This window comes from Brevibacterium sp. GP-SGM9, from assembly GCF_047300845.1.
Classification (GTDB): domain Bacteria; phylum Actinomycetota; class Actinomycetes; order Actinomycetales; family Brevibacteriaceae; genus Brevibacterium.
The window spans coordinates 3439705-3452914 of sequence record NZ_CP178563.1 but is presented as its reverse complement, the minus strand read 5'-3'; the positions used below and the strand labels follow the sequence as shown (position 1 = coordinate 3452914).

Genomic DNA, 13210 nt, shown 5'->3' with positions numbered 1-13210 from the left:
GGGCCGCACACGCGGGGTCGGAGGCGCAGCGGAACCCAAGGGGCCGAGGGCGCAGCGCCAGGCCTCGAAGGCACCGGACCCCGCGACCCGAACGAGCCGCGCATACAGAAAGCGCGGACCCCGGGGTATTCCCGGAATCCGCGCTTTCGGTCGATCACCTCGGCTCAGCCGCCGACTGGCTCAGTCGCCGACCGGCTCAGTTGCGAACCAGCTCAGGCGCAACCTCGGCTCAGGCGCAGGTCCACTGCCCCCAGCCGGCTTCGGCCTGGAGCTTCTTCGCACGCTGGAACTGCTCCTGCGGGCTGGCATCCGAGGGATTGCCGCTGCCGCCCATGGAGTGCCAGGTCTGCGGGAGGAACTGGAAGAGACCGAAGTGGGTGCCGTTCGAGGCCTTCGGGTCGAAGTTCGATTCGCACTTGACGACCGAGTACCACTTGGAGCCGGGTCCACCGAGCATGTCCTTGATCTCCTGGGTGCTCATCGAGCCGCCGCCGCCACCGCCGGAGCTGGATCCGTCGTCGGAGCCGCCCGAACCGGAGCCGCCGGAGTCCGAGCCACCGGTGTCGCTCGGGGTCTCCTTCTTCTTGGTGCCTTCGATGACGACCTTGGTCTTGGGTTCGGAGAGGACCTTCTCGTCCTTCTTCTCCTTCTTCACCTCATCGCCGTTGACGGTCTTGATCTTGTAGGAGATCTCCTTCTGACCATCCTTGCCCTCGGACTCGACCTTGGTCTCGCCCTTGTAGAGGGAGTCGGACTTCTTCTTCTCGACCTTGGCCTTGATCGACTCCTTCTCCTTGACGGTCTTGTTCTCCACCCGGTTGACGGTGAGAACCTGGCCGTCGGAGACATCCGCCGACATCGGCACGGACAGGAAGTCGTCCTTGTCGAGTTTGATCTTGGATTCGCCGAGCGCATCCTCTGCCGTGCCCACCGCGGCCGAGACCTTGTGGTCCTTGCCGTCGGCGACGATGGTGAGGTCCTTCGCGGTCGTCACCTCGATGTCGTTGCCCTTGTCCTTGAGAGACTGATTGGGCTCGGCATTGATCTCGGCGTCCTTCGCGTTCACACCGAGGTCGGCCAGCGCCTGACCCACGGTGTTCGCGTTGGTCCACTCGTCGGTCTCCTTGCCGTCGACCGAGAGGGACACGTCCTTGGCGGTGTTGACCGTGATCGTCATGTCCCGGTCGACTTTCGTATCGGCGCCGGGCTTGATCTGATCGCGCTTGTCGAGGTCGAGGTCGCGGCTGTCGAGGATGTCCCCGACCGTTCCGCCGAAGGTCCGAATCTCTTCGGCCTGACCGTTGACTTCGAGGGTCACGGGCTTGTTCATGGTGACCACGGCGCCCGTGCCACCCACGAGTCCGGTAATCACGACCGCCTGTGCAGCGATCTGCACCTTGCGGTTCTTGAGAAAATCAATCACAGAAATATCCCTGAGCAGAGTTCATCGACTCATACACTGTAACCGATTCGTTACACGGTTAGCAAAATATCACGAAAACGTAACGGCAGGGTCGCTTCCCTGCCCCTGCTGACCAGGACTTCCCCGTGATTCCGGGGGCCACCCGACCGTGACATTTCCCCGCCGAGGCGGTCGTTCCGTTCCGTAATCTCCCTCACAGCCCACCCCGCAGAGCCCTCCCCGCCGAGGCGGTCAAGCAGTCCACGTCAACCGTTCGGTTCCGCCCAACGCTCGGTTCAGACGGTCAGATCTAGCTCCAGCTGCCCAGCGCGGTGCTCGCGTTGTTCCAGACCGCGGCGCACAGATCTTCCTCATTCATTCCGCGCACCTCGGCAAGCCTCCTCGCGGTGATCGCCGCGAGGTACGGGCCACCCGGGCGCCCCCGGTGCGGGTGCGGAGTGAGGAACGGTGCGTCGGTCTCGGTGAGCAGCAGATCGAGTGGGACGGATTTCGCCGCCCGCCGCAGCTCCTCGGCGTTCTTGAACGTGAGGTTCCCGGCGAAGGACATGAAGTAGCCGGCGCTGGCGCATTCGCGGGCCATCGCCTCGTCGCCGGAGAAGCAGTGGAAGATCGTGACCTCGGGGGCACCCTCCTCGCGGAGGATGCGCAGCACATCCGCATGAGCCTCGCGGTCGTGGATCTGCAGAGCCTTGCCGGTGCGCTTGGCGATCTCGATGTGAGCACGGAAGGAACGCTGCTGTTCGGCGATGCCTTCGTCACCGGTGCGGAAGTAGTCGAGGCCGGTCTCCCCCACTACGCGCATCCGGGAGTGGGAGGTCACCAGCGACTCGATCTCCGTCAGCGCCTCGTCGAGCAGGCCACGTGCGGCCAGCCGCGGTGCTTCATTGGGGTGCAGGGCCGCGCCACCGAGCATCCACTCCCGGCTGCGCGCCGGCGGGGTCGGGATGGTCGACCCTGGTGCCACCTCGGCGCGGTCGGCCCCGGCGTACTGCGAGGCGACGAGCTCGGCGGTCCACCGTGCAGCGGGCAGATCGCAGCCGATCTGGACGATCCGCTGCACCCCGGCCGATTGCGCTGTCTCATAGAAGAAGTCGAGGGAGGGGAACTCTTCGTCCTCATCGGGGGTGACCTCAGGTTCCGGCTCGCCCGAACCCAGCGGCAGGCGCACTCCCGTGCAGATGTCGAGGTGAGTGTGGGTGTCGACGATGGGGTAGGCGAGCGGTTCGGGCACCGGCGGGTAGGTTCCGGCAGCGCGCGAGGCCATTACTCGGTCTCCTCCACGAACTTCGGGAACACCGGCTCGGGCTTGGGCAGCGGAGTGCCCGGCTCGAGCGGTAAGCCCACGGCCGCGAAGGACCGGGGGTCCACCTCGGCAGCGGCGATCCCGCTCTCCGCGGTTTCGGCGGCGACCGGGGCGATGCCGGCAGCGGCGAATCCGGCCCCGGCGACGACGCCCGCTCCGGCTCCTACGATCAGGGAGTCCATCGCCTCGGCGCCGGATCCCGAATCGAGTGCGGAGGGCAGCACCTTCGCCCCGGCCTCCCCGACTCCGGCGGGGACGCCGAGGAGGTCGAGGATCTTGCCGGCGGACTCGGGCATGACCGGCTGGATGAGGATCGAGATGATGCGCACAACCTCGATCGTCACCCACAGCACGGTGGCCATGCGGTCGGGATCGGTCTTCTTCAGCTTCCACGGCTCCTGGGCGGAGAAGTAGCGGTTGGCCTCGGAGAGGACCTTCCAGCAGGCCTCGACGTAGAGGTGTAGGGCCTGCGTGTCGACGTGGCGGCGGGCGGTGTCGGGGACCGCACGGGCCAGGGCCAGCAGCTTCTCGTCGTCCTCGGTGAGTTCGCCGGGTTGGGGCACCTGGGCATCGCAGTTCTTCGCGATCATCGACAGCGAGCGCTGGGCCAGGTTGCCGTACTCGTTGGCGAGGTCGGAGTTCTTGCGGGTGATGATCGAGTCCTTGGTGTAGGACCCGTCATGGCCGTAGGAGAACTCACGGAAGAGGAAGAAGCGCAGAGTGTCGAGACCGAAGGCGTCGACGAGGTCGATGGGGTCGACGACGTTGCCGACGGACTTCGACATCTTCTCACCGGAGTTGAAGAGGAAGCCGTGAGCGTGGACTCGCTTGGGCAGTTCGATCCCGGCGCTCATGAGGAACGCGGGCCAGTAGACGCTGTGGAAGCGGATGATGTCCTTGCCGATAATGTGGACGTTCGCCGGCCACCACTTGGCCAATCGCTCCTGGTCGTCGGGGTATCCGGCAGCGGTGAGGTAGTTCGTCAGGGCGTCGATCCACACGTACATGACGTGCTTCTCGTTGCCGGGCACCGGCACACCCCAGTCGAAGGTGGTGCGCGAGACCGAGAGGTCCTTGAGCCCCGAGGCGACGAACGAGGCGACCTCGTTGCGGCGGGAGTCCGGGCCGATGAACTCGGGGTGGTTCTTGTACAGCTCGAGCAGCTTGTCCTGGTACTTCGAGAGGCGGAAGAAGTAGGACTCCTCCTCCGTCCAGGTCACCTCGGTGCGGGTCTCCTTGGACAGGCGGACGCCGTCGACGACCTCGGTCTCATCCTGTGTGTAGAAGGCCTCATCGCGGACCGAGTACCATCCGGCGTAGGTGTCGAGGTAGATGTCGCCGGCCTCTTCGAGCTTGCGCCAGATCGCCTTGGACGCCGCGTAGTGGTCCTCGTCGGTGGTGCGGATGAAGCGGTCGAAGGTCGAGCCGAGGGCGAGCTGGGTGTCGCGGAAGTTCTTCGCATTGTCATCGGCGAGTTCTTTGGGGGTGATGCCGAGCTTGTTCGCCGCCTGCAGCATCTTCAGCCCGTGCTCATCCGTGCCGGTGGCGAAGAACACGTCGTTGCCGTCGAGACGTTTGAACCGCGCGATCGTGTCGGCCGCAATGTATTCGTACGCGTGCCCGATGTGAATGGCCCCGTTGGGGTAGGCAATGGCTGTCGTCAAGTAGTAACCCATAGGCAACTCAGTCTAAGGGACGCCGCGGCGCCGGTGCGCACGGGTCCGGGGGTGGGGGCGTGGGCATGGGCGTAGGCGGCCATTGCACGTGTTAAGTCAGCATGCGCTGGTTGCAACCGGTGCATGCTGACTTATTGCGTGCATCTGCGTACCCGCTTACCCGCGTACCTTCGCGTCCGCGCACCTTCGTACTCGCACACCCGCGCACCCGTGCACCCTCCCCTCAGAGTTTAAGCCGACAGCCACACTGGCCGCGCAGCTCCGGAGCCTGTGAGAACAGCTTCTGTGAGAACGTCTGCAAGCCGAGCACCTCGTTGAACTTGAACCGGATGACCTTGAACCCCAATGCGAGAAGCCGATTGTGCTGGCGGCTCTCCTTGTTCATCGCGTCGAATCCCGTGTCGACGTATTTCTGTGTCCCGTCGACGTACAGCGCCACTCGTGCATTCTTCAGCAGGAAGTCCAGACGCGTGAGCTTTCGTCGCCCGTCCCTGACTTCGAACTGCTGCACGAAATCATGCAGGCCGAGCAGGTGCAGGTTGAGCGAGGCGCGGCTCTCCGCATAGCTTTCGGACAACGGGCTGATCAGTCCCCCGAGCTTCTCGGCCCGCTTCCGCCCGCTGGACAGCCGTGCGACCGGACTCGCGAACAGCGAACGGACGGCCGCGGGAACCTCCGCTTCCAGGTTCGGCGGGTAGCCGAGTCTGAAGATCAGGTCTTCATCGTCGCCGAGCATGTGCCGTCGCAGCACCTGCTCCATGGCCGCGAACCCGGCTGCCGGACTCAGATCCGCGTTCAGATCCAGAGCCGTGCGAGCAGGGGTGGTGCTGACGATGTTCTCGAACACGCAGGTGTCCTCAGCCGGAACCGGACGCTTGTGCCGTCGAATTGTTCTATTCATCGTGCGGAAACGCGGATTGATGACAGAGATCGGTCGAACCGGCGCATCGAACAGCCCGATCCGATGCACTCGAGCCGCCGACACTGACCAGACCACATCGTCGGGCCGATAGTTCGGATAGCTGAGCACCCGCAGTCTGTCCAGATGTTCGGAGTACCGGGCACGTTGGCCTGAATCCCGCGGCTTTCCCTCGGCGTGAAAACGGATCCAGTCCTCGTTGTCGATGAACGTCGCAAAGACCGCGTGACCGGGATTCCCGCATCGCCGAATCACCGAATAGACACCGTGCCCGAGTCTGAGCAGGCAGCAGGACAGAGCCGCCCGGATCCGAGTGGTCGTGACGCCGGCACATCTCAGGTCCTGAAAGTACGCGATGTTGAACATGCCGCAAGACTGGCTTCAAGGCGCACACCGCGTACAGCCTCAATAGTCCGCTTGTGCATTCGGCTTTCTCCTCCACAGTGCCGATGCGCCCGAGTAGCCGCAGTCGTCCACAGCCACGCACGCTCGACTCAGGTGAGGAGACTGGCGGGTTGCCCGGGGCGGATGCACTGTTTAAGTCAGAGGCGGCTGGTTACAACCGCTGCACAGTGACTTAAACGGTACACCAACCCGCAAGCGCTCCATCCACAGCCCCGCGCGCATGAGTGGAGACCCCGCTTCGCACCGGCCGGCCTCACTCCTGGTGGAGCCAGGCCTCATAGACATCGCGTTTGGACAGTCCGAACTGCTTCGCGATCTGGCCGGCGGCGTCCTTCGCCCGCACGCCGGAGTCGACGAGGGCTGAGACCGCGCCGAGGTGGTCCTCCGGATTCGTCTCCACAGCAGTGGCGCCGGCGAGGACGAGGGTGAGTTCCCCGCGCAGACCATCGGCGGCGAGGTCACGCAGCGTTCCCGTGGTCCCGCGCAGCGTCTCCTCGTAGGTCTTCGTGAGCTCGCGGCTGATGCTCATCGGACGGTCGCCGCCGATGACCTCGCAGAAGTCGTCCATGGCATCGGCGATGCGGTGGGGGCTTTCGAAGAAGACCATGGTCCGCTTCTCGGCCTTCAGTTCCTCGAGCAAGCTCTTGCGCTGCCCGGATTTCCGCGGCAGAAATCCCTCGAAGCTGAATCGATCGCTCGGCAGACCGGAGACGGCGAGCGCCATGAGCACGGCGGATGGTCCCGGCGTCGAGGTGATCGGCAGCCCCGCTTCGGCGCAGGCCTTAACGACTCGGTAGCCCGGATCGGAGACGGCGGGCATCCCGGCGTCACTGAGCAGGACCACGGTCTGGCCGCCACGGATGTGCTCGACGAGTTCGGGCGCACGGCTGCCCTCGTTGTGGTCGAAGACGCTGATGACCCGCTTGGTGTGGTCGAGCTCGAGGCGCTGGGCCAGCGAGAGGAAGCGCCGAGTGTCCTCGGCGGCAATAACGTCGGCTGCGGCGATGGCCTGCTGCATTCGCGGGCTCGCATCGCCGAGGTTGCCGATCGGAGTGCCGACGAGGATGAGTCGTCCGCCGTCGGAAGGACCCGTGGATTCTGCGCCGTCCGCCGGCAGTGGGCCGAGGCCATCGGACACAGAGTGCTGGTCATCGGTCGCAGTGTCCTGGTCCCGCTCATCGTAGGCAGGGGGCGTTGGCTGGCTCAACCGGCCGAACCCGCTCCGACCATCGCCACGCCGAAGATGAGGACCATGACACCCACATAGCCGACCCAGAAGAGGACCCACAGCGCAGTGCCGATGTAGCCGGTCCAGAGAGCACCCACGGCCATTCCGTCTCCGCGTTCCCCGGTCTGCTTGATCTGCTTGCGGGAGATGTGCCCCATGATGATGCCCGCGATCCCGCCGAGGATGGGAATGGCGACGACACCGGCGATCGAAGAGACGAGAGCGATGATCGCCAAGGTGTTCGTCGGAGGCAGCGGCTGGTATGCGTAGGTCGTCCCTGCGTACTGGGCATTGGCTCCGTACGCGGCATTCTGGTTGTAGCCGGAGTTGCCGGGAGCACCCGACTGCGGCTGCTGGTAGTACATGTCCGGATTGTTCCAGTTGTTCTGACTGCTCATGGCGTTCTCTCCTTGGGGTCTGCCTCCAACGGTACCGAGTCGATCGGCGCGGCAAAAGGCGGGGCAGTTACAGGTGGGTCTCAGTTCGGGTCGGCTAATCAGCTGATCTGACCGGCGGTGGACACTTCCAGACCGACCGCGAGAGCGATGAGTCCGAAGTAGAGGATGAGGAACAGCAGCCAGAACAAGGTGAGCAGATAACCGATCCACAGCGCGGCGACCGCCATCCCGTCACCGCGCTCTCCGCTCCTGCGGATCTGACGCCGGGCGATGTGACCGAGGATGATTCCGACGATCGCGGCCGGGGCGAAGCTGAAAGCGGCGATCGAGAGAATCATGCCGACGATCGCCAGGGTGTTGGTCGGGGCGATCGGCCGGTAGACATAGGCCGGGGCAATGGCATAGGGCTGGATAGCGGCTGCCGGCATGCTCATGTTGTAGGAGCTGGCCCCGTTGAAGGTGCTGCCCGCGGTGGGGGCAGTGCCTGCATAGCTTCCGCCGGCGGGAAGTTGACGAGTGTACATGTCCGATTCGCTCCAGTCGCGTTGGCGGTGCTCGGGGTCAACCCCTGCGTTCTGTCTCCAACGCTATCGACCACGAGACTCGGCCACCGTCTAATTGTGTTGCAGTCCTGCACCACGGATGCCAGACCGGTGAACCCGGGCCGAAAGGCCGAATCAGTAGCCCATGCCCGCGGCGAAGAACCCCAGTCCGATGACCCCGATGACGATGATGGCCATGAGGATGGCGAAGCCGATGCCGATATAGCCCATGACGAGGCCGGCCGTCGCCTGCCCGCGACCGTCCTCACCGGTCTTCTTGATCTTCGAGTGTGCGAGGTGTCCGAAGATGACCGCCAGAATCGGAGCGATCCACAAGAACATCGCGATGAAGGCGAAGAGGTAGCCGATGATCGGAATGATCGAGAAGAGGCCGCAGATCAAACCGCCGCCGAGCCCGATGATGCCCATCCACATCGACCACACTGCAAGGGCGTTCGGCTTCGGACGCACCAGCATCATCGGCGCTCCGTAGGTCACCGGCTGGCTGTACCCGTACGCGTTCTGCTGGCTGTACGTTCCGTAGGCACCAGGTTGGCTGTAGCCGCCATAGGAGTTCGGCTGGCTGTACGCGCCCTGCTGGCCGTAGTCGTGTCCGCTCTGCTGCCAGTAGCTCTGCTGACCAGAGGCCTGCTGGCTGTAGCCGTAGTCGGCTGACTGTTCGTACCCCGATTGCCCGTAGCCCGGCTGGCCGGAGCCGGTTCCGTTCTGCGGCTGCGACGATCCATAGCCATTGTTGAACTGCTGCGAACCGACCTGCGGCGGATCGCTCGGGCGGTAGTCCGGGTTGTAGGACACGCTCATCACCATTTCACTCGTCTGCTGCCTGCTCTTACTACCCTAGTCGTCACCATGGGCCGATGGACAATGAAATGATCCCCAGCGACCGAAGTCACACCCGCCGGCCACGCGATGACGCACCCTGTGCGTCGGTTGAGGGCGAGCGCCGCGGCGGACCTTAAACTTGAACGCAATGAGTCAACCCGAAGATCCCCAGGCGCCGAGGCGGTCGACCGACCCCGCCCACACGTCGGCCGACCCCGCCCAGACGGTGGCCGCGCCTACCCAGACAGCTCCCACCGCCTCGGCGCCGGTCCGACGCCGGGCCCGTGAGCGTCTGGCGACCAAACGCGAAACGGTCCGAGTCCACGCGGCCGCCATGCGCCGCCGCACCTTCACGGCCGGCATGTGGGCCACCCGAGCCCCGCTCTGGATGTGGCCGGCGCTGCTCATCATCACCGCGATCGGCGGCGGTCTGCGACTCTTCCGGCTCGACTTCCCGCACCGAATGATCTTCGACGAGACCTACTACGTCAAGGACGGCTACTCGGTCTTCACCTTCGGCTACGAACGCGCCTGGCCCGAGGACGCCGACGACTCCTTCAACACCGGCGACCCCAGCGTCATCGAACCCGATCCCGAATACGTCGTCCACCCGCCGCTGGGCAAGTGGATCATCGGCGCCGGCATCCACCTCTTCGGCGCCGACGACTCCTTCGGCTGGCGCTTCTCCGTGGCGATCATCGGCACCCTGACGATCTTCCTCATCGGCGTCATCGCCTGGAAGCTCTTCCGCTCCGCCTTCTTCGCCTGTGTGGCCGCGGGCCTGCTCGCCGTCGACGGCGAGCACTTCGTCCACTCCCGCACGAGCCTGCTCGACATCGTGCTCATGGGCTTCGTCCTCCTCGCCTTCTTCTTCATCGTCCTCGACCGCGAGCACGTGACGAAGAGATTGGCCGCCGAGGCGGCTCCCCCACCCGAGACCGCCGACGTCGCCGACGGCTCCCGCCCCCGGGACCGAGGTCGCACCCGACGGAGAGATCTGGCGAACTTCGGGCCCCGCCTCGGCGCGCGTCCCTGGCTCATCGCAGCGGGCATCAGCATCGGGCTGGCCATGGGTGTGAAGTGGTCGGGGCTCTATGCCCTGGCGGCGTTCGGCATCCTCGTCGTCGCCTGGGACGTGCCTTCGCGCTACCGGGCCGGTGCCGTCCATCCCTGGCTGGGCACACTCGTCCGCGACAGCATTCCCTCGTTCCTCAAGCTCGTGCCCGTCGCGCTGCTCACCTACCTCGTCGCGTGGACCGGGTGGATCCGGTCCGATGATGCCTGGGACCGGCAGTGGGCGGCCGAGAATCCCGGATGGTGGCAGGCGCTGCCCGACTGGCTGCAGTGGCTGCCCTCGCTGGCGCACTACCACTACACCGCGTATTCCTTCCACGTCGGCCTCGACTCGGAACACCCCTATATGTCGAACCCCTGGGGCTGGATCGTGCAATGGCGGCCCACCTCCTTCTACTACGAGTCCTACGACAACGGCAGCATGGGCTGCGTGGCGGAGCGGTGCTCCTCGGCGATCACCTCGGTGGGCAACCCCGTCATCTGGGGACTCGCCCCGCTGGCGATCCTCGCCTGCCTGATCGTCTGGATCATCCGCCGCGACGTCCGCCCGGCCGTCATCCTCGCCGGGCTCGCCGCCACCTGGCTGCCGTGGTTCGCCTACCAGGAACGCACGATCTTCACCTTCTACACGATCGTCATGGTCCCCTTCGTCGTCCTCGCGCTCACCTACTGCCTGACCCTGCTGTGGGGTCGGAGTCCCGGCGCCCGACCCTCGTGGCCGCTGCTGGCACGGCGGATGGGCGTCGGCCTCGTCCTCGCCGCCGCGGTCCTCGCCTTCGCCTACTTCTGGCCGATCTACACCGGCGAGGTCATCCCCTTCGAGGCCTGGAACGACCGGATGTGGAACGTCACCTGGCGCTGAGTGCAGCTCCCACGCACCGCTTCCCGAGCTCTCGCACACCGACACATCCCCGCCACCGCTCGGTCGCCTCGGCGACACGGCGTATTCACCTTGAGGTAACGCCGCCTCGTTAACGTCGTGTCATTGTGAACGACCTTTCTACGATGACTCCCCCAGCGCCGGCCGCTTCCGGGCCGGCAGCTCCCACCGCATCCGAGGCCGCGGGACGCCCGCACCGGGCGGTGGCCATCATCCCAGCCCGCGGCGGATCCAAGGGGATCCCCCTGAAGAACCTGCAGAAGGTCGCCGGAATCTCGCTGTTGGCTCGGGCGATCAATGCCGCCAAGGCGACCCCGAGCATCGACCGGGTGGTCGTCTCGACCGACCACGCAGGCATCTCCGCGGAAGCGATCCGGGCCGGCGCCGAGGTGGCCGACCGTCCCGCGGAGATCGCCGGGGACACCGCGACCAGCGAATCGGCTCTCATCCACACGCTGGGCAGCCTCGGCGAGGATTTCGACACCACCGTCTTCATGCAGTGCACCTCCCCGTTCATCGACTCCGCCTCGATCGACAACGCCGTGCGCACGGTGCGCAGCGGGGAGGCCGATGTCGTGTTCTCCGCCGTAGAGGACCACTCGTTCCTGTGGCGCCTCGATGACGGCGAGCAGGCCGTGGCCGTCGGTCACGAAGCGAGCTTCCGTCCCCGCCGACAGGACCGGGCCAAGCACTTCAACGAGACCGGGGCGTTCTACGTCATGCGCACCGACGGCCTGCTCGAGCACGAGCACCGCTTCTTCGGCCGCATCGGCATCGAGGAGGTCCCGCCCGAGCATGCCCGCGAGATCGACGACATGTCGGACCTGACACTGGTCAGGGCGATCGCCTCGACACAGGAGACCGCGCAGGTCATCGACGTCGACGCACTCGTCACCGACTTCGACGGCGTCCACACCGATGACGGCGCCTACGTCGATGAGGACGGCAATGAGCAGGTGCGCGTCCACCGCGGCGACGGTATGGGCGTCTCCCGACTGGTGAAGGCAGGTGTTCCTGTGATGATCCTGTCGAAAGAACGCAATCCAGTTGTCACCCGCAGGGCAGAGAAACTTCATGTCGACGTAACCCAGGGCATCGACAATAAATCGATGATCCTCAGTTCGTGGATCGAAGAGAACGGTCTCGATCCGGCCCGTGTGGCCTATGTCGGCAACGACATCAACGACCTCGAAGCCTTCGATGTCGTCGGCTGGCCCATCGCAGTCGCGGACGCCCATCCCAAGGTGCTCGCAGCGGCTCGTGTGGTCCTCGACCGGCCCGGCGGCCGCGGAGCGGTCCGCGAGGTCTGCGACCTCATCCCCGTCCCCGATGAAGCATCCGGCTTCGCCTCGGGTCCCGCACTCGCCTCGGTCAACGTCTCATCACGGCATTCGACCGAAGCACCGGCAGACATCAACCAGCCATCCATCCAGCAGCAACAGCCGTTGCTCACGAACCACGCGGACACCTCGCGTACCAATCGAAAGCAGGTTTCATGACTGATCAACTCGCCCCCGTGGCCATCGGCAATCAGCTCGTCGGCCCGAACCAGCCCGTGTACATGATCGGTGAGATCGGCATCAACCACAACGGCGACGTCGAGATCGCGAAGCAGCTCATGGATGTCGCCGTCACCGCCGGTGCCCAGGCCGTGAAGTTCCAGAAGCGCAACCCCGATGTGGCCGTTCCCGAACACCAGAAGTCGAAGATGCGCGACACCCCGTGGGGTGAAATGACCTACCTCGACTACAAGTGGCGCGTCGAGTTCGGCAAGGACGAATACGCGGAGATCGACCGCTACGCCAAGGAACTCGGCCTGCAGTGGTTCGCCTCTCCGTGGGACACCGACTCGGTGGACTTCCTCGAGAACGAGTTCGACGCCCTGACCTACAAGGTCGCCTCGGCTTCGCTGACCGACTTCGAGCTGCTGCGCGCGATCGCCGCCACCGGCAAGCCCGTGCTCTGCTCGTCGGGCATGTCCGACTGGACGACGCTGGACAAGGCCGTCGAGGTCTTCGACCGCGACAAGCTCGTGCTCATGCACGCCACCTCCACCTACCCGCTGCCGCCCGAAGAGGTCAACCTCAAGGCCATTCCCGCCATGCGTGAGCGCTACGGCGTGCCCGTCGGCTACTCCGGTCACGAGCTGGGCCTCGAGATCTCCTTCGCCGCCGCCGCCCTGGGTGCCGTGACCATCGAACGCCACATCACGCTGGACTCCTCGATGTGGGGTTCGGACCAGTCGGCCTCGATGGAGCCGCGCGAGTTCGCCTCGTTGGTCAAGGGCGTGCGCGTCCTCGAGACCGCCTTCGGCGACGGTGACAAGCGCGTCATGCCGGGCGAGGAGTCGAAGATCGATTCGCTCCGCAAGGTCACCGTCTGAGCGAACCGAGACCCTGATCTGCCTGATCTCTGCACGGCCCCGCCGCTCTTCCCGCGACGGGGCCGTTCGCACGCCCGCCAGAGTGCTGAGCACACGCCCGCCGAGGTGCTGAGCGGTCGGATTCCGAAGCTGTGTG

Annotated in this window: 11 protein-coding genes; 3 read left to right on the top strand and 8 right to left on the bottom strand. The window is 65.4% G+C overall.

Translation table 11 applies throughout. The features are described 5' to 3' along the window. Window positions 1–229: 229 nt before the first annotated feature. The 8 genes from ACH82I_RS15455 to ACH82I_RS15420 all read right to left on the bottom strand — a co-directional run bounded on the left by ACH82I_RS15455 (window position 230) and on the right by ACH82I_RS15420 (window position 8716). A complete protein-coding gene (locus tag ACH82I_RS15455; protein WP_230744756.1) occupies window positions 230–1423 on the bottom strand; it encodes a resuscitation-promoting factor in 1194 nt (397 codons plus the stop codon). A gap of 289 nt (window positions 1424–1712) precedes the next feature. Next, window positions 1713–2687, bottom strand: coding sequence for a TatD family hydrolase (locus ACH82I_RS15450; RefSeq protein ID WP_230744755.1), 975 nt, complete (start codon window positions 2685–2687; stop codon window positions 1713–1715). Next, window positions 2687–4402, bottom strand: a complete 1716-nt coding sequence (metG, locus tag ACH82I_RS15445; protein ID WP_413333881.1) for a methionine--tRNA ligase — start codon at window positions 4400–4402, stop codon at window positions 2687–2689. Before metG ends, ACH82I_RS15450 begins: the two co-directional genes overlap by 1 nt. 223 nt (window positions 4403–4625) lie before the next feature. Then, window positions 4626–5687 carry a hypothetical protein gene (locus ACH82I_RS15440; protein WP_413333879.1) on the bottom strand — a complete coding sequence of 354 codons (1062 nt, stop codon included), beginning with the start codon at window positions 5685–5687 and terminating at the stop codon, window positions 4626–4628. Between the two features lie 292 nt (window positions 5688–5979). Beyond that, the gene (gene rsmI, locus ACH82I_RS15435; RefSeq protein ID WP_413333877.1) at window positions 5980–6933 is read right to left on the bottom strand and encodes a 16S rRNA (cytidine(1402)-2'-O)-methyltransferase; all 954 of its coding nucleotides are present in this window, start codon (window positions 6931–6933) and stop codon (window positions 5980–5982) included. Further along, the gene (locus ACH82I_RS15430) at window positions 6930–7352 is read right to left on the bottom strand and encodes a DUF4190 domain-containing protein (protein ID WP_230744752.1); all 423 of its coding nucleotides are present in this window, start codon (window positions 7350–7352) and stop codon (window positions 6930–6932) included. Before ACH82I_RS15430 ends, rsmI begins: the two co-directional genes overlap by 4 nt. Before the next feature lie 98 nt (window positions 7353–7450). Beyond that, a complete protein-coding gene (locus ACH82I_RS15425; protein WP_230744751.1) occupies window positions 7451–7876 on the bottom strand; it encodes a DUF4190 domain-containing protein in 426 nt (141 codons plus the stop codon). Between the two features lie 153 nt (window positions 7877–8029). Continuing rightward, window positions 8030–8716 carry a DUF4190 domain-containing protein gene (locus ACH82I_RS15420; RefSeq protein ID WP_413333875.1) on the bottom strand — a complete coding sequence of 229 codons (687 nt, stop codon included), beginning with the start codon at window positions 8714–8716 and terminating at the stop codon, window positions 8030–8032. 169 nt (window positions 8717–8885) lie between these two features. On the opposite strand from ACH82I_RS15420, the gene ACH82I_RS15415 reads away from it, so the two are divergent. From ACH82I_RS15415 to ACH82I_RS15405, 3 genes are all read left to right on the top strand, one after another. Then, complete coding sequence (locus tag ACH82I_RS15415) at window positions 8886–10673, top strand: dolichyl-phosphate-mannose--protein mannosyltransferase (protein ID WP_413333873.1); 1788 nt, start codon at window positions 8886–8888, stop codon at window positions 10671–10673. A gap of 143 nt (window positions 10674–10816) precedes the next feature. After that, window positions 10817–12190 (top strand): cytidylyltransferase domain-containing protein, encoded by a 1374-nt coding sequence (locus tag ACH82I_RS15410; RefSeq protein ID WP_413333871.1) that lies wholly within the window; start codon window positions 10817–10819, stop codon window positions 12188–12190. Next, window positions 12187–13074 (top strand): N-acetylneuraminate synthase family protein, encoded by an 888-nt coding sequence (locus ACH82I_RS15405; protein ID WP_230744747.1) that lies wholly within the window; start codon window positions 12187–12189, stop codon window positions 13072–13074. Before ACH82I_RS15410 ends, ACH82I_RS15405 begins: the two co-directional genes overlap by 4 nt. Window positions 13075–13210: the final 136 nt, after the last annotated feature.

What these genes read in the sequence shown, in the direction of transcription:
- ACH82I_RS15430 (WP_230744752.1), bottom strand. Translation starts at nt 7,352, where the DNA reads ATGAGCAGTCAGAACAACTGGAACAATCCGGACATGTACTACCAGCAG.
- ACH82I_RS15440 (WP_413333879.1), bottom strand. Translation starts at nt 5,687, where the DNA reads ATGTTCAACATCGCGTACTTTCAGGACCTGAGATGTGCCGGCGTCACG.
- ACH82I_RS15415 (WP_413333873.1), top strand. Translation starts at nt 8,886, where the DNA reads ATGAGTCAACCCGAAGATCCCCAGGCGCCGAGGCGGTCGACCGACCCC.
- metG (WP_413333881.1), bottom strand. Translation starts at nt 4,402, where the DNA reads ATGGGTTACTACTTGACGACAGCCATTGCCTACCCCAACGGGGCCATT.
- ACH82I_RS15425 (WP_230744751.1), bottom strand. Translation starts at nt 7,876, where the DNA reads ATGTACACTCGTCAACTTCCCGCCGGCGGAAGCTATGCAGGCACTGCC.
- ACH82I_RS15420 (WP_413333875.1), bottom strand. Translation starts at nt 8,716, where the DNA reads ATGAGCGTGTCCTACAACCCGGACTACCGCCCGAGCGATCCGCCGCAG.
- ACH82I_RS15450 (WP_230744755.1), bottom strand. Translation starts at nt 2,687, where the DNA reads ATGGCCTCGCGCGCTGCCGGAACCTACCCGCCGGTGCCCGAACCGCTC.
- ACH82I_RS15410 (WP_413333871.1), top strand. Translation starts at nt 10,817, where the DNA reads ATGACTCCCCCAGCGCCGGCCGCTTCCGGGCCGGCAGCTCCCACCGCA.
- ACH82I_RS15405 (WP_230744747.1), top strand. Translation starts at nt 12,187, where the DNA reads ATGACTGATCAACTCGCCCCCGTGGCCATCGGCAATCAGCTCGTCGGC.